Genomic DNA, 23,012 nt, shown 5'->3' with positions numbered 1-23,012 from the left:
CTGCATCTGATAAGTCGTATGTGGTATTCATTCTGTGATGTATTTCATACGTTTTCCTGAAATGAATTGAGTAACAGATACTCATATGTTAGCGGCCTTTGAGAAAAGATTATGGATAAAATATTAGTCATTGCAGCAGCCGATTCTCATATAAAATGGTGCTACACAGTCTCGAAGAAATTTTCTCCGAATGGGAGTGTTGAGATATTCGTGCCATCGGATCAAGGTCTTGACATCGATGAAACAATATTGGCAAATATGGGGGTTTACGAACCTTTTGTCTCCGGGGGCTTGAGCTCTCTTAAAAATATTTATGATTTATCTGAATATCAAGCCATTATAACAATACTAATGCCCTCCTTGTTTGGAAAGCTCCATAATATAGTTAGCAATTGGCTGGATGTTGACAAGCCTGATAGTCGCCCTGCAATAATGACAGGCTTTCCTGGCATAAGTATGAAGCTGGCGAATGGTCTAGCGACTCGTCAAGGCGCTGACATTATCTGTTTAAATAGCAAAAAGGACTTGAGCTATGCTAAAGAGTTTTTCTCTGACTTGGGTCTCGATGGGAGCGTTCTTGAATCGACTAACTATCCATTTGCAGCTGAAGGTGAAAGGAAAGAGGTCAAGACTAAGCCGAATACCGGTAGGCATATTGTATTCACGACACAGCCGCATTGGCCAGGGAAAATTGAGGAGAGGCTATATGTTTTAGGAGAGCTTGTCAAAGCTGCTAAGCTGTATCCAAGCGACAAAATCATAATAAAGCTCAGAATGCCTGCAGGGAAGAAAACTATTCATCCAGAAAAATATCACTATGAAAGTATTTTTCCAAAGCTCAGGCTGAAAAAGCCAACGAATCTTGAGTTCGTTTATGGGGATATGGCGAAGGTGCTTGAGAGCACAGATTTACATATAACGCTTGCCAGCACCGCTGCGGTAGAATCGATCGCAATGAAAATACCAACTGCTATTATAGGGGATTTTGGAATAGTCGAAAAATACGGCGTTGATCATTTTGTCGGTAGTGGGTTGATACTCAAAATAAGCGATGCTCTATCTTCAGGCGTCTCTTTGCCACATGCCCAGTGGCTGAACTATAATGGATTAGGTGAGGACGATAATTTTGAGGCTGCTTTTTCTAAGTTGAGAAGAGTTATTGAAAAGCAAGATCAGTCGGCTAGTGCATTACCATTAAATCCTGTTTATTATAATTCGAAAAACTACGCTTATGACTTTAGTCCATCTGTTATGATCGATAAGAAAGAAAGGCTTCCCAAGCGACCAAGGTTAAAGGTGCGTATAAAAAATATGCTCAAAGAATTACTTCCTCCTATAGTGTATGATGGCTTGGGTGCCGCGCTCAGGAAGTTGCGCTCATCATTTTCATAGTGATTTTCGCAATGTGTTGATTGTCTAAAAGACCTTCTTATATGAGTACGATATGGAAAATCTCAATGACTTTGTAGTTCAAGAGAGTGATGGTATAGCGCATGCTCTTAAAAAGATAGAAAAGAACCATCATGGCTTTCTAGTAGTCGTGGATGGGGATAGTCTCGTGAAAGGAGTAGTCACAGATGGAGATATAAGGCGGCATGCAATAAAAACAAACCAACTTCCCGAAAGTGTCCTTGACGTTTATGTTAAGGATTTTCAGTTCTTGTATGAATATGATGACTTTGGGAAGGTGGCCGAAAAATTTAAATCTCCAAAAAATAACTTTCTCCCTATTGTTAATCAGGGTCTAAAGTTGGTCAACCTTCTTACAAAAAAACAATTCCATTTATTACTCCTTGAGGATCAAGAATTTAAGCTATCACAAACTGATTTCGCAAAGCTAAATCATAAGGTTATTGAGCATGAAATATACAATAGACCCTGGGGCTTCTATAAGAGCACGGTTCTTACAAACCATGCGCAAGCAAAAATAATAACGGTATTCCCCGGTGGAGAGCTCAGCCTTCAAGAGCATAAGAAAAGAGAAGAGCACTGGGTTGTGATAAAGGGGAAAGGTATAGTTATACTAGGGGAGTCAGAATTGGATGCTTATCCTGGGAAATACATTTATATACCCAAGGGGTGTAAGCATAAAGCAATAAATAGATCCCAAAACGAAAATCTGGTTTTTTCGGAGGTGCAGCTGGGAGACTATTTTGGAGAAGATGATATAATACGCTATGAAGATAGATATGGCAGGGTTTGAATTAAGATAAAGTGTGTTTTCCGGCAAGGATACACTCTTTTCATTGAATTAAGTTTGGATAAGAAGCTTTTCTGATTTGCGCGTCCAATTGGTGCTGGATATCATGGGTGCGTTAATCAGTGGTGATGGTGTAATATGCATGTAACCGGCGAAGATGGTATGCTTTATCCACCATCTACTATCATCCCTGCTTAGGCGAGACAGTGGGTTTTTAAAAATTATGATGCTTTGGCACTGGCTACGGCCTTTTCTTTCGATATTCGTACGCTTCCTTCGTATCAGCTACCTGGAAGTCAAGTCAAAATATCAAAGAACCAAGTTGGGGGTTTTGTGGATACCAAGTTCTACGTTGCTTTTTACAGCTATGCTGGCGTTGGTCTTTCGGCCTTCGGAAACGATGCCGCTGGCTGATTTCTATCTTTACGTACTTACCGGTTTTGTCCTGTGGCAATTTATTCAAGGATCGATAGCCGGTAGCACGGACGTTATTCAGAAAAAGCTTGAATTTGCCATCCACAATAATCTTACACTGGCTGGTTTGTTCGGAAAGCAGCTCGTCGACAGGCTGTTTGAATTTTCAATTAACCTACTGCTGGTGATCACCGCACTGGTAGTGGTAGGGCTAAATCATGTAGGTGTTAATCTTTTGGCTTTCCTACCGTTCATTCTGATAGTTGCGATGACTTCCATTGCGGTGGCTTACCTTATAAACTTGATGACAGTCTTCTATCCCGATCTGGCAGAGTTGGTGAAAACCGGTACACGCTTCATGTTCTTTGCTTCGCCAATTTTCTGGCTCGCCGAAGAGCGAGCGGGGGTGAGACAGTTTCTTTCCAGCTATAATCCGGTTTCATATTACCTGGGGATGATTCGGCAGGTGTTCGGGATCGAACCGTTCTCGACGAGAACTTGGCTGTTTACGCTGATAATATCGAGTGTGCTGTGTTTGACGGCATTCGTTGCCTATTTCCGGTCGCGTGACTTTGTAAGGAATATCAAGTGAGGGCTAGTATCGAGATCAAAGATGCTTCAGTGACCTATTACCTTCGCAAGAGTGGAAAGAGCGATAAGGTGAATAAAAAGGGTTCCGTGGGAGCGCCGATTATAGTAGGCCATCGCTACCTGGAAGTGCAAGCACTAAAGAATGTCTCTCTGAGCCTCAAGAATGGTAATAGAGTGGGACTGGTTGGCATCAATGGGTCAGGGAAATCGACGCTTCTGAAACTGTGTGCGGGGGCGCTGGCGATCCAGAGTGGCTCCATCTCTGTAAAGGGGCGGGTGAGCCCACAATTTGCGCTAGGTGCGGGTATCAAGCCAGAGCTTTCAGGGCGTAGGAATGCTGAGCTTAAATGCCTTTACATGGGGATTCCACAAAGCAAGGTTACGGACTATGTGGATGAGGTGGCAACTTTCAGTGAGCTAGGGGGATATTTCGAACTGCCAGTTCGTTCTTATTCTGCGGGTATGCGTTCGCGATTAGTGATGAGCCTGTTGCGCCTAGTGCGGGGAGATATACTGATTATGGATGAATGGATCAGTACGACGGACCCCTCAATGAACAAGACAGTTTCCAAACTTCAGGCTGATCTCATTGAATCGTCCTCCATTGTAATAATGGCCAGTCATTCCCAGAGGGTTCTTTCCGACTGGACGGAAACGCTAATCTGGCTAGATCAAGGAGAAATCAAGGCTATGGGGCCGGTCGCAGAGGTATATAAAGACTATCATCAGTGGATGAAGAAGCGGGCATAACATCGTATTAACATTGATAAGTTAAATGCTAAGCATAGAGCCCTGTGTTACGCGCCTACTATTTTTCTAATGGCAAGGGGTTATTCATTAGGACATGTTAAACGATAGGTAGTGCATGGCTGATTTTCTTAGTGAATGTAACTTTTGGGTGATGGTCTATAAAGAAGGATCTTATTAAATTGGCTGTTTTTTTAGGAGGCCGTATGAAAGGTGTTATCTATACTTTGGTTGACGTCCTTTCCGGAGGTTTCCTGGGAAGAGTTCTTGGGCGGATGCGTGAATTTGATGCTCGACTGAAGGAAATGGAAGGAGAACTGCGCAGTATATCAACGAGGCTGAACCAAGATCACGATCAGCAGCAAATGGAGACTCTCCGTCAATTTAAATCTCGGAATAAAGGGGGTAAGGGTGCCTAAGGTTTTACTTCCCTTTTACGATGACTCTACACTATTCTTTGCGCGCCGCATGTATGATGGGCTGATGGCGAAAGGAGTGCAGGCAGTCATCGGCCATCACGTTTCCAGTGAAAACTATGTTGGGATTTCTGAAAGACAGCGACTTGTTTCGCTAGGGGATATCGAGCCTGCACTCCTAGATACGAATTTCTTCACGCCAAGCGGCGGCATGGCCGAATTCGAAGCAGTCATCTGTTGTAAAATAACCAAGGAAATTAGAGCGCTACTTGAGAGCGATTACCGCCTGCGCCGCAATCGTCCTTGCTTTTTAGCCTTCCAGCCCGGGCTTGAGTTTACTCCATTAATAGGATTTCGAAATCGCAAACAATTTGATGCGATTTTTCTCAATAATGAGCTGAGTCGTAAGCGCTATCTGGCGGAAATGGAAGTCGGTTTTCAGCAACATGTCTCATGGGGGCACCCCTATATGGTGAAGCCAGCGCATCTGCGCCAGGATACGGGTGGTGATATTTATTTCTTTACTCAGGCCCTTAGCCCACGGACGTTTGATGCGCGACACCATATAGTTGAGGTTTTGGTTGCTATGGCGGAGGCTTATCCCGAGCGGAAAGTGGTGCTGAAGCTCCGGCACCTTCCTAATGAAAATACTGAGCATGTACACAAGGAACGTTATGATTATATTTCGCTTTTACCCAATTCTCTACCATCGAATCTTGTTTATTCGGATTGCTCCATGGTGGAGGCGCTAGAGAGCGCTTCTATTGCGATGACTTGCACATCGACAGCCGCGATGGACGCCATATCCGCTGGCCTGCCGACAATGGTCTATCTGGATTACGTTGAGAATTATCTGGATCCTATGATGTACCCGATGCGCAAGCTCATGGGGGGGAGCGGTGTGCTCAGCTCTCTGACGCAGGTCCTTAATCTTGATGCCAAGCATGCGGAATCGACATGGGTCGAACAAAATTTCCGTGCCAGTGATCTTTATGATGAAGTGTTGTCTGTCATATCGTCATTCAAGCAAGAGGGATCAAACCAAGGCTGCTTGCAATGTCAGCCGAGATATGAAAATACTTAGCAAAGGCCTGTGAAAATGTCACCAGGTGGCAGCAGCAGGCCAGCAGGTGACAAATATCTATTGAATGTATCGTTTTGTCTCCTCCAAGGTGAGCAGATGTGCATATTTTGTGCGTCTCCTTGATCGTGGTGTGGGGTTGCAGCTACAATAATCGTAATTCTCATGGCTTGCGATATGTTTGACGCATGAAACTGGAATCAGCAATCGGTCATGTCAGATGTGCCTGAAATGAACTCCTTTTGATAAAGAGGATGGCGCGCTGAGAAAATGGAACATTAGATCAACTAACCAAAAGGATATTTAAATGAGCACTATCGAGAACCCCGTTAAAGTCATAGCTGAAATCGGCTGCAACCACAAAGGCGACCTAGATATCGCTAAAGAGCTTATTCGAGTCGCTGCTCAGGAGTGCAAGGCCGATGTCGCCAAATTCCAGAAACGCACGAACAAGGAGTTGCTAACTCCCGAGGAATACAACCGGCCGCATCCCGTGCCGACCAATTCTTATGGTGCTACTTATGGAGAGCACCGGGAGTTTCTGGAATTCGATGTTGAGCAGCATAGGGAGCTTGTGCGTGAATGCGAAGCGAATGGCATTATGTATTCAACCTCGGTATGGGATCTGACAGCGGCAAAGGATATGGCGTCAATCAATCCGCCACTGCTTAAAATCCCTTCCGCCACCAATCAGCATTACGAGTTACAAAATTTCCTCTGCGAAAATTACGCAGGTGAAATACACGTATCTACCGGTATGACCACGCGTGAGGAAATCAGAAAAATCATTGATTTTTATAAAGAACGCGGCCGTGCCAAGGATTTAGTCGTCTATTCCTGCACTTCTGGTTATCCGGTTGCTTCCGAGGATATCTGTCTATTCGAAATAATTCGAATGATGGAAGAATTCGGCAATGAGGTTAAAGGTGTTGGATTCTCCGGCCATCATTTGGGTATTGCTGCTGATGTCGCAGCGCTTACCATTGGCCGCATGTGCGAGAGTCAGGGTAAGGGTCAGTTCACGCATATTGAACGACACTTCACGCTTGACCGGACCTGGAAAGGGACAGACCACTCAGCTAGCTTGGAGCCGGACGGGCTGCGTCAGCTGTGTCAAGACCTTGGTGATGTCGATAAAGCTCTTGCTTATAAGAAAGATGAAATTCTGCCCGTGGAACAGGTTCAGCGCGACAAGCTCAAATGGAATGCCGAACGGCACGGCAATCTTGCTGGCGCGAAATGACTGATGGCGAGTCTAGCAACCTATATGCATCGGGGCGAACCGCATGACTGAAGCTACTGTTGCCATTCTACTCGCCAGAGGGGGCTCCAAAGGAGTCCCCGGCAAGAATTTACGCAAGATCGGTGGGCGCTCTCTGGTTGCTCGCTCGGTACTTGCCGCACGGGCGGCGACAAGCGTCTCGGTCGTGTATGTCTCTACAGACGATGTCGCTATCGCATGCGAGGCCGAGCGTTTCGGCGCTCGGGTTATCAATCGTCCTGCCGAGCTTTCGGGTGATACCGTGAGTTCGGAAAGCGGGTGGCTACATGCCCTTGATGTCATCAAGGGCGAGTTCCCCGATATCGCGAGGCTCGTTTTTCTGCAATGTACCTCTCCTTTTACAACGGGGGCGGATATTGATGGCTGTCTAGCGTCCATGGAGGAAAAAGGCGCGGCCTGTGCTCTTTCAGTGATCAAGGACCATTCCTTCCTTTGGGGCTTTTCCAGTGAGGGATTGGGAATCGGGATCAATCACGATGAAACCCGGCAGAGGAAGCGTCGTCAGGATCTACCGCCCGCTTTCAAGGAAAGTGGGGCGGTTTATTGTGTGCGCGCTGCCGATTTCGAGCGCTTGGGACAGCGTTTCTGCGGGCCAGTTGCCCTTTACAATGTGGATCACCCGCCGGTGGAGATCGATTCCCTGGCCGATCTTGCTCTGTGTAATGCGATTGCCACGGAGCGTGGCGAAACGGGTGGGCTTACCGAGGATGACATCGGTAAGATTCGGACTGTGGTCATGGATTTCGATGGTGTCCATACTGACGATATGGCAATTGTCGATCAGAATGGGATTGAAAGCGTTAGGGTTTCACGCCGGGATGGGCTGGGGATCGAGTTGTTGCGCAAGCTGGGGAGATTCAAGCTGCTGATCCTTTCCAAGGAGAAAAACCCTGTCGTCACTAGGCGGTCCGAGAAGCTCGGCGTTGAGTGTCTGCAGGCGCGTGACGACAAGGTTGCAGCGCTGGGGGAGTGGCTTGAGGCGCAGGGGTTGGACTGGGAGACAGTGCTTTTCATCGGCAATGACCGCAATGATCTTGCCGCCATACAGAAGGCGGGATTCTCGGCCTGCCCTCTCGATGCTCATGCCTGCGTATTTGATCAGGTCGACTGGATCATTCCATATGGTGGAGGACAAGGTGCTGTACGGGCTGTCGCCGATCGCCTGTTAGGTCATGATGCAAACAGAAGTTGAATCCCAGAATTGGACGCCTCGGTCAAGGAGGTTCATCGTTGCTGGCGGTGGCCCTTCGCTTCTGACATTGGATGTCAGGCGGGTCGATCTTCAGGACACCATCGTACGGGTTAACAATTTCTTTTTTGAGAACACGTACCGGCTTGGGCGTCGTGTGGATCTGGTTCAGGTCGGAGGTGATCGTTGGATCTTTCCCTTTTATGCAAAAACTTTGCACAGGCTTCTGGCCGAAGGCGTTTATTCGGTTGGTTCTTGGAGCAGTCATCAAGCTCAGGTTGCACGGCGTGGTCAAAGAAGTCTTCCCTTACCCTTTGTCGGGGTGCGGTACCGCGATCGGGATGCAGAGAAGGCTATCAGTGCGCTTATCGAGCGATACCGCAAGACGCCGACCACCGGCATCTGGGCAATCATCAGTGCCCATGGTTTGGGGGCTGATACGATCACGTTGGCGGGCATTGATCTTTATACCGGTTCAGAACGCTATGCCCACGAGCTTACTGGGCATTCGGCAGCGCTGGTGAGCCATATCGGCACCGGCGGCTATAATACGCAATTTCATGATGTAGCCCTCGATCGCGACATCATTGTTTATCTTGCCCAGCGCGGCGATGTGAAAATCCAGCGTGCCTCGGTTGAAAGCGGTGCGCTGGATTTCCTGCCCGTTGCGCCCAAGCACGGGGAAGGTTTCCGCATTGAGCCAAAGTCCAAGGTCATCAACGACTGGGATGGATGGGCTGGGCTGTATCCCATTGGTGCGATGCGGCTTGCGAGGCGGACAAACGAGATCCGGCGGCATGTGGGGCGTGTGCTCTTCGGAGAGCGAGCCAAGTGAAAGAAGCAGAAACGCTGGCACTCTTAGATGATGGCCTATCTGTCGTTCCAAGACCTGATGGTGATGGCTTGATAATCGAAGGCGTTTCCGTCATCACGCCCGCATATAATGCTGAGGATTCCATAGCGTGTGTCATCGAATCCGTTGTTGCCCAGACATGTCCTGTTGTTGAACACATTATCATTGATGATGGTTCCGCTGACGGGACGGCTGATCTGATCAAGGGGTTCGCCAAGCAGTATCCGCACATTCGATATATCCACCAGCCTCAGCAGGGTGCCGGGGTGGCGAGGAATACAGGTATCGAGGCGGTGAGGGGGCGTTATATCGCCTTTCTCGATAGCGATGACCTGTGGTTGCCAGGCAAGCTCGAAGCGCAGATCGGCTTCATGCAGCGCGAGCAGGTGGCTTTCAGCTATGGCGATTATGAGATTCGCAGCCGCAATGATGACAGCCACCTGGCGCACTATCGCGCCCCTGAATGGGTTGACTACGCCATGCTGCTGCGTGGCTGCCCCATCGGCTGCCTGACGGTGGCCTATGATCAAGAGGCGCTGGGTAAGCACTACATGCCCCACGTTCGGCGTGGCCAGGATTGGGGGCTGTGGTTGGCACTGGCCCGGCATGCTGGGCCGGCCCGCAAGTACCCCGGCGTGCATGCGGTGTACCGCAGTGGGGGGGCTAGCCTCTCGGCCAACAAGCTGGCCAAGCTGCGTGACGTCTACACCATCTACCGCGAGCAGGAGCGCCTGGGCCGGGTGAGGTCGAGTTGGTATCTGGCCCGCCATGCGTTGAGCGCCGTAACTAAGCCTCGCTAGGCTCGACTCGTCTCTGTAACGGCATTGTGAGATCATATACTGCCACGCCTCACGATTGATGGCGTGTTTTTGCATGGATGCCAGAGTGAAGCGGATATGATGATTGTGATGTGCCATGAAGCGTGAGTATGAGCGCCGCCATTCGCGGTGGTACGAAGTCCTGTTGCTGGGCTTGGGTTTTCATCTGGTGGTGGGCTTGCCTCTGGTCGTGATGGTCCCCTCGCTGGAACGCTGGGGCTGGGAGTTCTGGCACCACTTGCCGGATGTGCGGACCAACACCATCATCGCCATTAGCCTAGCGTTCGTGGCGTCCGCGCTTACGCTACGGCGCATGGCACGTTTTCCTGGTGCCCAGTTGGCTGCCTATATCATGCCGACGGTTTCCATCACCTTTCTCATTGCGGTGGCGATGCTGTTCTTCACCCGCGAAGGTTATACGCGCCAGGTGCTGTTCGGGGGTTATCTCGTCAGCTTGGCCTGGTTCTTCATGGGGTATTTTATCGGGCGGCGTTACCGCAAATTGAAATTGGCATTGGTGCCGTTCGGCGATACCAAGCGGCTGCTGGGTACACGCCAGGTAGACCTGCGAATGTTGGATTCCACTGACCTGGAGGGCGTGCGCTATGACGGTGTGGTGGCCGACCTGCGTGCCCAGGATCTGCCGGCGGAGTGGGAGAAATTCCTGGCGACTTGCACCCTGTGCCATATCCCGGTTTACCATATCCGCCAGATATCGGAGTCGATTTCCGGCCGGGTGCGGATCGATCGCCTTTCCGAGAATGAGTTTGGTAGCCTGTTACCCCCTTTGTTTTACATAGGTTTCAAGCGGGTGGTGGATTTCTTCGCTGCCTTGCTGCTGTTGCCGTTATTGCTGCCTTTGATGGCGATAGTGGCCGTTGTAATCAAGCTGGATAGCAAGGGGCCGTCGCTCTTCCTGCAGCCGCGCATGGGGTATCGTCAGCGCCCCTTCCTGATGTACAAGTTCCGCAGCATGTACCACGACATGAGTGGAGAGGACTTCACCATCTCGGAGGATGACCCGCGTATCACCCGGGTTGGCGGATGGATTCGCAAGTACCGCATCGATGAGCTGCCGCAGATCTTCAACGTTCTGAAGGGGCAGATGAGCTTCATCGGGCCACGGCCCGAGTCGGCCTCGCTCTCCGAATGGTATGAGGAGGACGTGCCGTTCTTCAGCTATCGCCACGTGGTGCGCCCCGGCATCACCGGCTGGGCCCAGGTGGAACAGGGCTATGCGGCCGAGGTCAGGGGCATGTCCAAGAAGCTGCAGTACGATTTCTACTACATCAAGCACATCTCGCTGTGGCTGGACGTGCTGATTAGCCTGAAGACCGTGCGGATTCTGTTCACCGGGTTTGGAGCGCGGTAGGGGGCGTGAAGCAGGGCTGCCTGGGCCGCAGTCATCGCCACGACGGCGGCCTCCGCCAAGGCGCCTGCGGCACCAGTCGCGATGGGGACCGGCGCTCCAACAACGATATTCTCCACATAGGCGGAACAAGCCGCTGTGGGAGATAGCGTCAGCTCGCAACCGTGGGGTTGCTCAATGCCGGCAAGTCTTGACCGAAAGCATTAAGGCCTTTCCATGGGAGCAACGCCGCCACTAGCGATGCCCTGTGGCGATAGTGGTATCATGAACGCGAGCGCCCAAGGGCGCTCGTTTCGTTTTTACGGCTTGAGACACCTGGGGGCTGACAGCGATGAAGGAGTTATTCGGGCATGAGCGGGCAGTGGCCCTGAACGTTTGGGCGCTGCTGCTGGTGCTGGCGCTGTTGATTGCCACGCCGATACGCAGCCATGTGGTGGTGGCGCTGCTGATGCTCTATTCCATCGCCTATCTGGTGGCCAATCGTCACACGCTACGTGTTACCCGGTTCGATTGGGCCGTGATTGGGCTGCTGTCGCTGTTTCTGCTGTCACGGCTGCCTATTTTCTGGCTTGACGAGCAGCAGTCGCGCTATCTGGCGCCCGGCGCGCATATGGCGGCCCTGATACCGATCTACTTGATGTTGCGCCACTTGGTCTACCCCGTGTACTTGCCTGATTTCAGGCGTTATATGGAAGTGGGTGTAATCGTGGGCTGCCTGGGCGCTCTGTTGGTGGTGATCTATCAAACCCAGTGGTTGGGCATCTATCAAGCCGATGGTTTTCTGTTCAGCATCAACCTCAGCTATCTCAGCTGTGCGATGGCGTTCCTGGCGGCAAGCCTGGTGCGTGGCAGCAACCACAAGGTGTGGCTTCTGGTGGCAGCGCTGGCGGGGGCCATCACCTGTGTGCTCACTCTCGCCAGGGGAGGGATCCTGGCGCTGCCGATACTGCTGGTTCTGCTGTTGTTTCTGAATGCCGATCGGCTTGGCTGGAAAGCGATTACGGCATCGCTGGTCGGCCTGGTGGCACTGGCCTTGGTGAGTTATTCCACGCTGCCGGCCGTTGAGCGCCGGGTGGATTACACCGTTGCCGAGTTTACCAATCTATCGGAAGGCAATATCGAAGCGGCGGTATCCAGCGGTGGCCGGCTACAGCTCTGGACAGCCGCATCCCATGCGTTCATGGCGCGGCCGCTGATCGGCCTGGGCTATGATGAGCGCGAGGCGCTGAATGCCGAACTGGTGGAGCAAGGGGTGATCACCGAGTGGGTGCTGGGTGTCAGCCGTGGCCATGCTCACAGCCAGTACTTTGAGATGGCGGCTACCGGCGGCTTGCTGGGGCTGCTGGCGCTGTTTGGCTACCTGGTGGTACCGGGTATCTACCACTGGCGGCTGTATCGACGCGAACCAGAGAACCCCTGGCCACGGGTGGCCCTGGTCTTCACCGCCGGCTTTATGCTATTCAACCTGACCGAAGCGGCGATTCACCATGAGATGATGACGACCTTCTATGCCTACATGCAGGTGGTGCTGGTGGTGATGGCCAAGACATATTGCCCACCGATGAATCTGGCGGGTATCACGCACCGCAGAGTGAAGAGTGATGCTGGCGACGACTGGGCTGACGGCTGCTAACCCGATATGGCCACTACTTCAGCCATGGCCGCACCTGTCCATCGTCGATCTCGGAAGGCAGATCGGTTTCGAGCAGCAGGTTGGGCTCTACGCCGTAGGCGTTCAACCGATTGCGTTGGATATACCCGGTAAGGCAATCCGCCGGCATGCGGATGGGGTAGGCCAAGGCCAGGAGCTTTTTCGCTGCCTCCAGGCTCAACCAGTAACCGCGTGCGCTGAAGATGCCTCGTCTTGAATTGGCGCTCGGGTAACGGTAGCGTACCAGTTTGTGCTTATGTGGTAGGGATCGCTTGAGCGGCCATGACTTGGCCTTGCCGTGGTGAAGGAAGGCGATCTCGGCCCGCTGCGGCAGGCTGGACAGCATGTGTGCCAGTGTTTCCAGAAAGCCTTCGGCGGGCTGGGCATCGTCCTCAAGAATAATCGCTTCGCCAATGCCTTGTTTCAGCATATGCTCATAGAGGCCGATATGGCTTAAGGCGCAGCCGATTTCTCCCTTGTTTAGCCTATGCCCCCAGTCGCGCTGGGCGTGTTCCTGGTCCACTTCGGCCAAGGCCTGTGCGCTCAGCTCGGCGCCGTTTACAGCGTCCCAAAATTCGAATGGCAGGCCGATGCTGTCGAAGGTAGATTGAAGTCTTGAGCGGCGTGCCGAACCGGGGAGAGAAATGACATAGGTGGGGGGGATCGAGGACACGTTATGCTACCCTGCTGCGCATTGAGTCAGGTTAGCTTAGTGGAAGGCGCCTGGAGGGTCCAGGGAATGTAAGCGCTGATTTTCTGGTTAGAACAAATGAGAAGGTGCTGAAGATTAATGGTTTCATTAAAATAAAAGATATTAACTTTATTAAAAAAATAGCACGATTAGTGGGGGAGCAGATGAAGAGAGTTGAATTTATTGGTGCCAATGGGGTAGGAAAGACCACCACGATGCGGTACATCTTGTCGAGTCGGGGGGCTTCGCCTTACTTGATGGATATGAATCAAGGCCGCACGGCTGTGGCGCGGATGGGGCTGAGCCAGCTGGCTCCGATAAAACGCTTTGCCAAGCGCACGGAATTCTTGCTGGCTTCGCGTCGCAAGCGCCGGGTCAAGCAACTACGGGACAAGCATGTGGGTACTGTGCTGGCGCGAAATCCTGATGGTATTGTCCCCTTTGTCAATTGTGCATTAACGGTCATATCCGAGAGTGACCTTCTGGTACATGAAAAGAAAAACCAAACTGCATGGCTGTTCGATACACTTTACGATGCTCTCTACCTTGATGATGCTGACTTGGCAAACGCTGCCCTGTGTGATGAGGCCATCAGCCTCAAGACTTTGATGGTCGCGATGCTTGCTGGTCCTCGTGAAACAACACGCCTTTTTCAATTGATGCCGTTGCCGGATATGCTGGTTTTCGTCCATGGGGCTGAAGAGGCGATTTATGAGCGTTTGATACATCGTGAACGTGATCAGCCCTATAGTCATATCCATTACTTGAAAGATCGGGGCCGCCATGCAGTTATGGCTCAACTTGCTCAGTTGAACGAGATAGCCGCGGAGGGGTGCGGTATCCTTGAAGAGAGGGGCTGCCGTGTGGTTCGTTTGAATGTCGATCAACTGAATTTAAGCCAGCAGGCGGAAGCATTACAGTCTCCGCTAGATGAACTGAAAGGTAAGGCGAACCCCGTGTCAGTGTGATCTGAGTAACCGATTTCGTGCCTGGCGCTTCGAGCCGGGGGGTGAAATGATGTAGGTGGGGGGATTGAGGACACGTTATGTTACCCTGCTGCGCATTGAGTCGGGCTAGCCTAGCGGAATGCGCCTGGAGGTTCCAGGGCTGCCATGTGATGTGACGCGAGAATGACATGAGAAAGTGGCTGAACAGAACAAGGGCGCGCAGAGACGCATGGCGCACGGCCGTTAACCGATGGTGCTATGACAGGCCACGGCCGGAAGTGGATGATCTGAACGATCTTCGTCGCGTGGTATTCCTGCGTTGGGATGCCAAGTGGGGGGACTCGATCATCTTTTCTTCGGTGCTTCCTGCGCTTCGCAAGCTCGATGGCGACGTTTTGATCGAAGTCATTACGACACCGGAAATGGCGCCTCTGTTCGCTGATTATTTCGGTGTGGACCAGGTACACATCATCAGGAAACGCCCTTCGAGGCAGCGTATCCGTCGCTTGGCGAAATCCCTCGGGTCGGTCGATCTGCTCGTACATTTCAGTGAGATCATGAAGCCGCGTGATCTCTACCTGGCGCATTGTGTCGGCGCGCGCCACTTGGCAAGCCTGGATGATAGCCCGGGGCTGGTGGACGTCAAGCTGGGCAACGTCACGAAAGGGCTGCACATGGAGGACCGCTACCATGAGCTGTTGCGCCGCTGTGGCATCCACCATACCGACAAGCACTACATGGTGCCTCGTGAGCCCGTTGCGGAGGCGGCGGTGGCGAGTTTCCTGCAGCCGCGCAAGCGGCCGTACATCGCCATCAACCCTTTCAGCAAGGGGCGGGCCAAGACCTTCAACGTGGCAACGACCCAGGCATTGATTGAACGCACGCTGGCCACGCTGCCGGATCACGATGTCTGCTTGCTCACGATGCCGGGCTGCGAGCACGAGGTGGCAGCCATTTCCGCACGGTGGGATACGGATCGGTGCTTCTACTACCCACAAACGCGCACGATTTACGACAATGTGGCCTTGCTGGCGCGGGCCGAGGGGCAGGTCTCGGCCAGTACGTCATCCGTGCACATCGCCGATGGCGTGGGGGTTCCCTCCTTCGTGCTGTTCTCCTATGGGCCGAGCGAAATGTCGGCCTGGCATAGCGTGCACCCGCTGTCGGTGAACCTGATGAGCCAACCTGGCGAGGTGAACGACGTCAACCGGTTGGATTGGCAGGAAGTCGATAGAGCGTTGGCGTCTTTTCTCACACGCGTTGCCGATTCGCCCTCTCGCGACCGGGCAGAAAAGGCAGGTTGTGAGAGGTAGCGTCAGCTCGCGACTGCGGGGTTGCCCTGCGTTGCGATATCCGCCAGCACAGCGGCCCCCGCCACCGACACGCAGTATTGCAGTGTCCTGCGATTGGACCTCGATTCAGTTCTCCCCCATAGAAATACGTCCAGCCAAGCGCTGTTAACAAGGCGATCACGGATGCCACGACGCCGCGTCATTGCTGGAAAAGCGCCACCGATTCCATGCAAATAGGGCGTTTGAGTTTGTATCTTCTCGTTTACAGTCGGGCATGGGCAATCAACTCCGCTTCTTGACCGGTAATGTGAGGTGATGCCTGTCGCGTCGTTGAGAGATTAGGTTGGCTGACTTCACGGTGCGGGTATGCCGCACGCTGGACGGCAGACATGACATAACGATAAAGAAGCGCTGACATCAAGCGCGCCGATAGTCGGGAGATGCCATGAACCACACCTACCGCCTCGTCTTCAACCACGCCCTGAGCCTTTGGCAAGTGGCTGCCGAGACCGTTCGCCGAAAGGGCAAGTCCGCAGGGAAGCCCGTTCTTCTCGCCGGTACAGCGGCCATGGCTCTGGCCGGTGGTATGGCCATGGCAGAAACCATTGATGGAGAAGACATTACCGTGCCCGGTGATCACGCGTCACCGTGGGAGATTGACGGTACTCTAACTATTGGCGGGCCTGGCGGCGACGGCACGCTGACTATTTCAGACGGTGGTAGCGTAAGTAACACAGGCGGAACTATCGGGCTTTCTGGGAGTGAGGGTGCCGTAACGGTAACTGGCACCGGCTCGTCCTGGGAGAATGATGGCAACCTCACGATCGGCCAGTCCGGCACCGGTACGCTGGCTATCGAAGACGGCGGAAAGGTCAGCAATGACACCAGCATTATAGGAAACAATGCAGGTTCCAACGGTACCGTGACGGTGACCGGTAATGGCTCGGGTTGGATCAACAGCGGCCTCGAAGTTGGCCGATGGGGTACGGGTAAGTTGACCATTGATGACGGCGGGCGTGTCATCAATACACTCGGTGCTATCGGCGTTGAACCTGGCTCCAACGGCTCGGTGCTTGTGGCCGGTACGGGCTCAGTCTGGGCAAATAGCGCTGGGATTGCCGGTATAGGCCTCTTCGGTGCTGGTGAATTGACCATTGCGAATGGCGGGATGGTATCGGGGCCTATCGCCTTCATCGCGCGCCACGCAGGTTCCACCGGCACGCTGGTTATCGGTGCGGGCGCGGGGACAGATGCTATTGCCCCAGGTGTGCTTGATGTGGATGTGCTGTCCTTAGGGGACGGTGATGGCCGCATCGTGTTCAATCACACCGAATCGGACCATGCGTTCACTTCCGATATCATCGGCGAGGGCGTGATCGAACAGTACGCCGGCACCACGTTGCTGACCGGCGACAACTCGGGCTTCACCGGCACCACCATCATCAGCGGCGGGAATCTGGTGGTCGGCCTGGATGGCCAGGGCCGGCTGGGCGGCATCTCCAGAGTGGCCAGCGGCGGCAGGCTGGGCGGCAGCGGCACGGTGGGCACCACCGTGCTGGCCGACGGCGCCATCCTGGAGCCCGGCAACTCCATCGGCGAACTGACCGTGGACGGCGACCTGACCTTCGAGGCCGGTTCCATCTACGAGGTGGAAGTCGATCCCGGCGGCACGGCCAGCGATCATGTCCACGTCACCGGCATCGCCACGCTCGCCGGCACGGTGGCGCACATCGGCGAGGCGGGCGACTACGCCCCGGAGAGCACCTATCGCATTCTCAGCGCCGAGGGCGGTCTGGACGGCGAGTTCGATGACGTGCGTTCCGATTTCATCTTCCTCGATGCCGGGCTGGAATATGACACCGAGAGCCCCCTTCACGGCGTGGATCTGACACTGGTGCGTAACGACACCGCCCTCGACGACGAGCGCTTCGCTGGCACCCGTAACCAGCGCGCCACCGCCGGCGGCATCGACAGCCTGGCCGCCGGCCACGCCGTATACGACGCCATCGTCACCCACACCAATGAGGACGAACTGCGCGACGCCTACGATCGCCTCTCCGGCGAACTGCACGCCTCGGCCCACGGCGCCCTGATCGAGGACAGCCGCCTGGTGCGTGGTGCCGTCAACGACCGGTTGCGCGGCGCCATGGGCAGCATCGCGGCACCGATGGACAGCGAGGCGCAGGGAACGGGCAGCACCTCGCCCAATGCGAGCGTGCCGACCGGCTGGGTGCGCGCTATTGGCAACTGGGGCCGCAGCGACGGCGACGGCAACGCCGCCAGCCTCGACCGCGACACCCACGGCGTGCTCGTCGGCGTCGACGCCCCGGTCAGCGAACGCACCCAGGTGGGCCTCCTCACCGGCTACACGCGCAGCGACCTGAGCGCCGGCGGCGGGCGTGGCAGCGCCGATGTCGACAGCATCCACCTGGGGCTCTATGCCGGTACCACCCTCGGCGACGGCGATCTCGCCCTGCGCGGCGGCGCCTTCTACGGCTACCACGAGATCGACAGCCAGCGTCACGTCCAGGTCGGCACGCTCAATGAGCGCCTCGAGGACGAACGCCGCGCGCATACCCTGCACGCCTATGCGGAGCTGGCCCGCGCCTTCGGGGCCGGCGCGCTGACGCTGGAACCGTTCGCCAACCTCGCCCACGTGCACCACCGTGCCTCGCACGGCGCGGAAGAGGGTGGCGATGCCGCGCTATACAGCGGTAGCGAGACCTTCGACACCACCTTCACCACCCTTGGGTTTCGGCCCACGGTCCAGTTCGGGGTGGGTGAGGCCAGCGCCACGCTCTACGGCAGCGTCGGCTGGCGACACGCCTTCGGCGACACCACCCCCGAACGCGACCAGCGCTTCGCCGGCGGCGACGCCTTCAGCGTCGCCGGCACGCCGATCGCCGAGAACACCGGGGTGGTGGAAGCGGGCGTCAGCGTGTCGCTGAACGAACGCACCTCGCTGGATCTTGCCTACGGCGGGCAGTATGGCGACGGCATGGAGGACCATGGAGGGCGGGCAACGTTCGCGTGGCGGTTCTGACTGGCGTGTCGATGACGGAAGGTTTCTGGCGTTGGCGATAGTCACCAGCGTCGGCGGCCTCCGCCGGGGCACCTGACGGCGCCAGTCGCGATGGGGACCAGCGCTCCAACAGCGATATTCTCCACCCAGGCGGAGCAAGCTGCTGTTGGATGCAGTGTGTGGATGGGATTGACGTTAGACGTCCAGGTCATCCAGTTCATCGGTGGCCCTTCGAGAGATGCTGTGGGGAAAGACGCGCTGTACCGCTCGAGTAAGGGGGAGATCGGTCAGCTCCTGGCTCAGTAGTGTTGCCACGAGCCGAGCCTGGCTTTCATCGCGGTGTCGCTTCAGGGGTTCCCGGTCGGTTTGCTGGCTAACGTACCACTTGTGCAACACGAAGGCGCGGGGGTCCACGGTCTGGATACGGAGGGGCATGCCGCGATCGTCGAAGACAAGGGCGTCGAACTTTGGCGAGGAGACCAGCCATTTCAATGACTCGATACTGACCGGGGTGAGGTCGGCTTCGTTCAGCAGGCGCTCGAAGTCGTTGGGCTGTAATGGGTTGCCACCCTGTGTGATGAAGTCCACATGAAAGCCCTTTGCGTTGGCGGCCCGGAACTCCAACGGTGAGGACGATACCCGCTGGAAGGAGGCATCGCTCTTCTGTAGTACCGATAGCAGGGTATGCTGCTTGAGGTTCGCTACGATGCGCATTCCCTGGCGAGCATCCATCAAGACATCGATGTCGTCGGTCGCGGGGTGCTGCGGCTCGATCAGCACATTGGCCCTTGCTTCGTAGGCGTACAGTGCATGGGTGCCGATGAGGTGAAACGGGATGCCCTGACGCATCAGTGCACGCAGGATGCGGGCCCCGGTCAACGGAAAGCGATTGAGGCGGTTGGCGCGGATGTAGGCGGCGTGTACTTGTAACTGGCCCCGCAAGCTGGCCTCGCGCTCCTGATGGCGAGTCTTGCTGGTGTCGAACTGCTGGAGAAGTTGCTCCGTTTCAGGGGAGCGTGGCCCAAGGGAGTGATTCTTGCCATAGGAGTAGGCCCGATAGAGGTACTGTCGGCCGTTGATGGTCTTCCAGTGCATGGAGCCTGCTACTCTGGAGGCTTGTCGGCGGTGCTCCTCAAGCACCTCGAATACCTGTCTGGCATTGATGAACACTCGGGACTGCTCCGGCTCGAGCCTGATATAGCCCATCGTTCTCTCCTTGGCCCCTTGGTGTTTAACTAAATTTGTCGTGAATATATCACGAATTTAGTTAAGTATCAGGATGGGCCTGTTGGGTGGGAATCAGTGAGTTGGCTGCGACGGAATAGGGAAACCGCTGTTGGAACTTCAGCTCGCGACCGGGGGGATTGCCCGGGTCGGCAATTGAAGAAAGAGACAAATTGCAGCGCTTTGCAGAACCTGAAGGGGTGATAAAAATCTTCGCTATTTGTTGTCTAGTGAAGATTTTTTTGATCTAGTGAAGGAAATTCCGCAGCAGCGCCCCTCGGTGGCATTAATGCAGTTCGTCGGTTATGAGTACCTGCGTCAACGGCTATCGTTGAGCGCCTTCGAGCAGGCCTGGCCAGCCGTTGTCAGGCCTGTGACCCGCATCACTCCGCTGGGGGATTGCCTGGCCGTGCCGGCGGAGCGTGCGCCGGGCGATGACCTGCTGGAACATCTGCAGTTTGCCTTGAAGCATGAAGGCGTCGATCTTGCCGTGCTGGCCGAGGCGCTGCCCCATGTGCCTGCCGAGGCCCTGGTGTTGGCCCTGAGAGCCTCACCGAATGGCATCTACCTGCGCAAGCTGGCGTTCCTTTACGAAGCCTTTGTCGGCGAGTTGGACCATGAGCCAGCGGTGCGCAGCCGTGTCGTGCCACTGTTTGATCCCGAACACTACGTGACAGGGCCTTCCATACGCAATGGCCGTTGGCGGATCGACTTCAATGGCCTCGGCTCTCTGGCGTACTGCGCCACGGTTCGGCGAACTTTGGAAGTGAATGCCTTGCTGGCCGAAGATGTGTTGGTCCAGGCGCGGGCGTTCATGGAAGCACTGCCGCCGGGTATGCTGGATCGAGCCACGCAGTGGGCCTATCTCAGTGAAACGCAGTCATCCTTTGCCATCGAACGGGAATCTCTCTCGCCTGACAAGCAGCAGCGTTTCATGCAGTTACTGTATCAGGCGCACGAAGGCCGGGCGCTGGACGAGGCGTATCTCGTTACCTTGCAGAACAGCACCGTCAGCAATCCCTTTGACATGGCAGCGGCGTTCCGCCATGAGCAGAACTACCTGCACAATGGGTTGCCGGGTGCGCTTGGCGTCAGTTATCTGCCACCGCCCCCCAGGCTGTGTGATGAACTGATGCAGCGGCTGATGGAGTGGGCCAATGAGCCACTCGATGGGGCGCCGTCGCTGGTGGCGGCGGCTGTCATCTCTTTTGGATTCGTTTTCTTGCATCCTTTTATGGATGGCAATGGGCGTATCTCTCGCTTTCTGATCCATCACCGGCTGTGCCGGGCTGGGCAGTGGAAACAAGGCCATCTGCTGCCCATTTCGGTGGCGATGAAGCGTCACGAGGAGGAGTACCTGGCGGCGTTGGAGGCTTTTTCGAAACCGGCACGGCAACGCTGGCGAGTCAGCTGGATCGATGCCGACCACTATGACTTCGAGTTTGTCGGCAGCGATACCGTCTACCGTTACTGGGATGCGACGCCAGCAGTGGCGTTTACGCTACGTATGGCCAGGGCCGCGTTGGAGCAGGATCTGATGGCCGAAACTCGCTACCTGGCATGCTTCGACCGGGTCTATCGGGACATCGATCAACGTTTCGACATTCGGGGGAGCGACTTGGCGTGGCTGGTGATGATGTGCCTCAGCCAGGATGGCCGGTTGTCCAGTAACCGGCGCAAGCAGTTTCGCCATCAGGTGCCCGCCGAGGTGCTGGATGCTATCGAGGACGCGGCCAGGGAAGCCCTGTATCACAGTCAGGAAGAGGACGATTGGCCGACTTCTTGATACCGGAGAAAAAATCACTGTTGGAGCGCCGCTTTGCGTCGCGATTGGTGGCGCCAGGCGCCGGCAGCCTCCGGCAAGGCGCCTGACGGCGCCAGTCGCGATGGGGACCAGCGCTCCAACAGTGATATTCTCCACCCAGGCGGAGCAAGCCGCTGTTGGAGATAGCTTTAGCTCGCGACCGAGGAGTTGCCCAGGCTGGCAATCATCGCACGGCGGCAGCCTTCGCCAGGGCGCCTGGCGGCGCCAGTCGCGATGGGGACCAGCGCTCCCACAACGAGTAAGGACGTTCATGAACCATCGTGTCAGCCATGACCAGAACTTCAAGAACCTGATTCTCGACTATCCGCGTGAGGCGCTGGCTTTCTTTGCCCGTGAGGAAGCCTACGATATCGATGCTAGCGCGACGATCACCCCGGTCCGCCAGGAACAACTCAAGGAGCGGTTGGGTGAGCGTTTTCGAGAGCTCGATGTTCCTCTGCTGGTAGAATGGCCGGACGGACGTCGTGAAGCCCTGCTGTTCGTTCTCGAGGAGGAAACCGACCCTCAGCGCTTCTCGATCCACCGCCTGGCGCACTACTGTCTTGATTTGGCGGAGCTGTTCGCGACCCAACGGGTGGTACCGGTGGTCATCTTCCTGCAGGCTCATCCGGCGGTGCCCGAACGGCTCGCGTTGGGTGGCGAGTGCCATGATTACCTGCTATTCCACTACCTGGGGTGTGCCTTGAATGTCATGCCTGCGGTGGATCATCTGGAAAGCGACAACCTGGTGGCGCGTCTGAACCTGCCCAACATGGACTGGTCTCATGGGCAGAAGATCGACATTTATGCCAAGGCGATCGAAGGCCTGTTACGTCTCGAGCCCAATGTCGAGAAACGAATCAAATACCTGGACTTCGTGGACATCTACACGGGATTGACGGAGACCGAGCGGCAGATCTATGAATCCCGTTACCCACAGGAGAGCAAAGCCATGGCCGGACTCGCGGAACGCCTACGCACGGAAGGTATGCAACAGGGCATGCAGCAGGGCATGCAGCAGGGCATGCAACAGGGCGAACAAACCCTACTCAGGAAACTCCTGGTGCGCCGTTTCGGTCCGCTGGATGCCATCACAGAACAGCGCCTACAGCAGGCCACCACGGCCGAAATCGAGTATTGGGCAGAGAACCTGATGGAAGCCAAGACACTACAGGACGTATTTGGCTAGCTACCCACAGGTGAGCTCGCGATCGGGGTGTTGGAGATGGCTTTAGCTCGCGACCGAGGAGTTGCCCAGGCTGGCAATCACCGCACGGCGGCGGCCTTCGCCAGGGCGCCCGGCGGCGCCAGTCGCCCTGGGGACCAGTGCTCCCACAGCGATACTTTCCACCCAGGCGGAGCAAGCCGCTGTTGGAGCCAGCTTTAGCTCGCGACCGAGGAGTTGCCCAGGCTGGCAATCA

The 23,012-nt window shown here is 55.1% G+C and carries 20 protein-coding genes and 1 pseudogene; 18 read left to right on the top strand and 3 right to left on the bottom strand.

What is annotated here, in order from left to right; translation table 11 throughout:
* Positions 1–111: 111 nt before the first annotated feature.
* The 12 genes from C1H69_RS18925 to C1H69_RS18870 all read left to right on the top strand — a co-directional run bounded on the left by C1H69_RS18925 (position 112) and on the right by C1H69_RS18870 (position 12,593).
* On the top strand, positions 112–1,392 hold the full coding sequence (locus C1H69_RS18925; RefSeq protein WP_133154998.1) for a DUF6716 putative glycosyltransferase: 1,281 nt from the start codon (positions 112–114) through the stop codon (positions 1,390–1,392).
* Positions 1,393–1,444: 52 nt separating this feature from the next.
* A complete protein-coding gene (locus C1H69_RS18920) occupies positions 1,445–2,203 on the top strand; it encodes a CBS domain-containing protein (RefSeq protein WP_102654950.1) in 759 nt (252 codons plus the stop codon).
* 220 nt (positions 2,204–2,423) lie between these two features.
* Complete coding sequence (locus tag C1H69_RS18915; protein WP_102654949.1) at positions 2,424–3,206, top strand: ABC transporter permease; 783 nt, start codon at positions 2,424–2,426, stop codon at positions 3,204–3,206.
* A complete protein-coding gene (locus tag C1H69_RS18910; protein ID WP_102654948.1) occupies positions 3,203–3,955 on the top strand; it encodes an ABC transporter ATP-binding protein in 753 nt (250 codons plus the stop codon). The genes C1H69_RS18915 and C1H69_RS18910 overlap by 4 nt, the downstream gene beginning before the upstream one ends.
* Before the next feature lie 203 nt (positions 3,956–4,158).
* Positions 4,159–4,371: a hypothetical protein gene (locus C1H69_RS18905; protein WP_102654947.1), complete on the top strand. Its 213-nt coding sequence runs from the start codon at positions 4,159–4,161 to the stop codon at positions 4,369–4,371.
* Positions 4,364–5,452, top strand: a complete 1,089-nt coding sequence (locus C1H69_RS18900; RefSeq protein ID WP_102654946.1) for a DUF6716 putative glycosyltransferase — start codon at positions 4,364–4,366, stop codon at positions 5,450–5,452. The genes C1H69_RS18905 and C1H69_RS18900 overlap by 8 nt, the downstream gene beginning before the upstream one ends.
* A 304-nt stretch (positions 5,453–5,756) precedes the next feature.
* On the top strand, positions 5,757–6,692 hold the full coding sequence (locus C1H69_RS18895; RefSeq protein ID WP_102654945.1) for an N-acetylneuraminate synthase family protein: 936 nt from the start codon (positions 5,757–5,759) through the stop codon (positions 6,690–6,692).
* A 43-nt stretch (positions 6,693–6,735) separates the two neighbouring features.
* Positions 6,736–7,923, top strand: a complete 1,188-nt coding sequence (locus C1H69_RS18890) for an acylneuraminate cytidylyltransferase (RefSeq protein WP_102654944.1) — start codon at positions 6,736–6,738, stop codon at positions 7,921–7,923.
* A complete protein-coding gene (locus tag C1H69_RS18885; RefSeq protein WP_102654943.1) occupies positions 7,904–8,755 on the top strand; it encodes an alpha-2,3-sialyltransferase in 852 nt (283 codons plus the stop codon). Before C1H69_RS18890 ends, C1H69_RS18885 begins: the two co-directional genes overlap by 20 nt.
* Positions 8,653–9,573, top strand: a complete 921-nt coding sequence (locus tag C1H69_RS18880) for a glycosyltransferase family 2 protein (protein ID WP_102654942.1) — start codon at positions 8,653–8,655, stop codon at positions 9,571–9,573. The genes C1H69_RS18885 and C1H69_RS18880 overlap by 103 nt, the downstream gene beginning before the upstream one ends.
* A 115-nt stretch (positions 9,574–9,688) precedes the next feature.
* Positions 9,689–10,963, top strand: a complete 1,275-nt coding sequence (locus C1H69_RS24260) for a sugar transferase (protein ID WP_102654941.1) — start codon at positions 9,689–9,691, stop codon at positions 10,961–10,963.
* 328 nt (positions 10,964–11,291) lie between these two features.
* Positions 11,292–12,593, top strand: coding sequence for an O-antigen ligase family protein (locus C1H69_RS18870; RefSeq protein ID WP_102654940.1), 1,302 nt, complete (start codon positions 11,292–11,294; stop codon positions 12,591–12,593).
* A 13-nt stretch (positions 12,594–12,606) separates the two neighbouring features.
* Here C1H69_RS18870 and C1H69_RS18865 read toward each other — a convergent pair whose 3' ends face one another.
* Positions 12,607–13,284, bottom strand: coding sequence for a glycosyltransferase family 25 protein (locus tag C1H69_RS18865; RefSeq protein WP_205738548.1), 678 nt, complete (start codon positions 13,282–13,284; stop codon positions 12,607–12,609).
* Positions 13,285–13,388: 104 nt separating this feature from the next.
* Here C1H69_RS18865 and C1H69_RS18860 point away from each other — a divergent pair, with 104 nt between their 5' ends.
* The 4 genes and pseudogenes from C1H69_RS18860 (at position 13,389) to C1H69_RS18850 (ending at position 18,584) form a co-directional block, all read left to right on the top strand.
* Entirely contained in the window at positions 13,389–14,270 is an 882-nt protein-coding gene (locus C1H69_RS18860; RefSeq protein ID WP_102654939.1) for a hypothetical protein, read from the top strand.
* A gap of 257 nt (positions 14,271–14,527) precedes the next feature.
* On the top strand, positions 14,528–15,562 hold the full coding sequence (locus C1H69_RS18855) for a glycosyltransferase family 9 protein (protein WP_102654938.1): 1,035 nt from the start codon (positions 14,528–14,530) through the stop codon (positions 15,560–15,562).
* A gap of 424 nt (positions 15,563–15,986) precedes the next feature.
* Positions 15,987–16,706 (top strand): annotated as a pseudogene (locus tag C1H69_RS24645) (ESPR-type extended signal peptide-containing protein); the annotation flags it as partial.
* Between the two features lie 111 nt (positions 16,707–16,817).
* Positions 16,818–18,584 (top strand): autotransporter family protein, encoded by a 1,767-nt coding sequence (locus tag C1H69_RS18850; protein ID WP_240610007.1) that lies wholly within the window; start codon positions 16,818–16,820, stop codon positions 18,582–18,584.
* Between the two features lie 174 nt (positions 18,585–18,758).
* On the opposite strand, the gene C1H69_RS18845 is transcribed toward C1H69_RS18850, so the two are convergent.
* The gene (locus tag C1H69_RS18845) at positions 18,759–19,769 is read right to left on the bottom strand and encodes a GSU2403 family nucleotidyltransferase fold protein (RefSeq protein WP_102654936.1); all 1,011 of its coding nucleotides are present in this window, start codon (positions 19,767–19,769) and stop codon (positions 18,759–18,761) included.
* Between the two features lie 307 nt (positions 19,770–20,076).
* Here C1H69_RS18845 and C1H69_RS18840 point away from each other — a divergent pair, with 307 nt between their 5' ends.
* Both C1H69_RS18840 and C1H69_RS18835 read left to right on the top strand, forming a co-directional pair.
* Positions 20,077–21,573 carry a Fic family protein gene (locus tag C1H69_RS18840; RefSeq protein ID WP_102654935.1) on the top strand — a complete coding sequence of 499 codons (1,497 nt, stop codon included), beginning with the start codon at positions 20,077–20,079 and terminating at the stop codon, positions 21,571–21,573.
* Between the two features lie 289 nt (positions 21,574–21,862).
* A complete protein-coding gene (locus C1H69_RS18835; protein WP_102654934.1) occupies positions 21,863–22,780 on the top strand; it encodes a DUF4351 domain-containing protein in 918 nt (305 codons plus the stop codon).
* A gap of 42 nt (positions 22,781–22,822) precedes the next feature.
* Here the strand turns inward: C1H69_RS18835 and C1H69_RS23920 are convergent.
* Positions 22,823–23,012 (bottom strand): hypothetical protein (locus C1H69_RS23920; RefSeq protein WP_205738547.1); only part of this gene is annotated, 190 nt, incomplete at its 5' end.

This window comes from Billgrantia endophytica (genome assembly GCF_002879615.1).
Lineage (GTDB): Bacteria > Pseudomonadota > Gammaproteobacteria > Pseudomonadales > Halomonadaceae > Halomonas > Halomonas endophytica.
The sequence above is the reverse complement of the archived record's forward strand: the minus strand, read 5'-3'. Positions and strand labels throughout refer to the sequence as shown.